We start from the raw sequence: 1,135 nt of genomic DNA, 5'->3' as shown, positions 1-1,135 counted from the left end.
TGGTAGCCGCGGGCGAGCTGGACACCGGCGAGGTAGAGCTCTCCCGCCACACCCACGGGCACCGGGGACAGCGCGGCGTCCAGGAGGTAGACGCGGGTGTTGGCCACGGGCGCGCCGATCGGGACCGACCCGGTCTCGGCGTCGGGAACGCACTGCCAGGAGGTGACGTCGACGGACGCTTCCGTCGGCCCGTAGAGGTTGTGCAGCTCGACCCCGGGGAGGAGGGAGAGGAACCGGTCCTGCACGGCCGGTCCCAGGGCCTCGCCCGAGCAGAGGACCCGTCGCAGACCGGTGCACTCCCCCGCCGTGGGCTCGGCGACGAACGCCTCCAGCATCGACGGCACGAAGTGCACCGTCGTCACCGCGCGTTCACGCACGACCGACGCGACATACGCCGGGTCACGGTGACCTCCGGGACGCGCCACCACGAGGGCGGCACCCACCGACAGCGGCCAGAAGAACTCCCACACCGACACGTCGAACCCGAACGGTGTCTTCTGCAGCACCCGCTCGCCGGCGCCCAGCCCGTACCGGTCCTGCATCCACACCAGCCGGTTCACGATCCCGGCATGCGGAACCATCACACCCTTCGGCCGACCCGTCGAACCCGACGTGAAGATCACGTACGCGGGAGACCGCGGATCCACCCGCACACCCAACGGCCCGTCCTCCAGGTTTGTCAGAGGCGCCTGTTCCAGCACCACCAGCACGGCGTCCGACGCCGGCACCGAGGCCGCAATGTCGGCCGAGGTCACCACCGCCACCGGCGCCGCGTCGGCCAGCAGTTGCGCCATGCGCTCGGCGGGATGGTCCGGATCGACGGGCAGGTAGGCGCCGCCGGCCTTCAGGACCGCGAGCAGCGCCACGACCATGTCGGGCCCACGCTCCAGGCACACCCCCACCACCGACTCCGGCCCCACGCCCAGACCCGCCAGATACCGGGCCAGACGATTCGCCCGACGGTCCAGCTCCCCGAATCCGACGACCTCGTCGCCCTCGTCCCACACCACCGCGGCCGCCTCCGGCGACCGCGCCACCTGCGCCTCGAACAGATCCACCAACGAACCCGGAACCCGCTCCGCGGCCGTGTCGTTCCACTCCACCAACACCCGACCCCGCTCCCCCTCGTCGAGGA

General features: G+C 71.7%; 1 protein-coding gene. It reads right to left on the bottom strand.

Features of this window, described 5'->3' with window-relative positions; genetic code table 11:
- On the bottom strand, nt 1-1,135 hold a 1,135-nt coding region (locus tag BCL76_RS38395; RefSeq protein ID WP_146228539.1), incomplete at both ends, for an amino acid adenylation domain-containing protein.

The sequence above is a fragment of the Streptomyces sp. CG 926 genome, assembly GCF_003148825.1.
Taxonomy (GTDB): Bacteria; Actinomycetota; Actinomycetes; order Streptomycetales; family Streptomycetaceae; genus Streptomyces.
The sequence above is the reverse complement of the archived record's forward strand: the minus strand, read 5'-3'. Positions and strand labels throughout refer to the sequence as shown.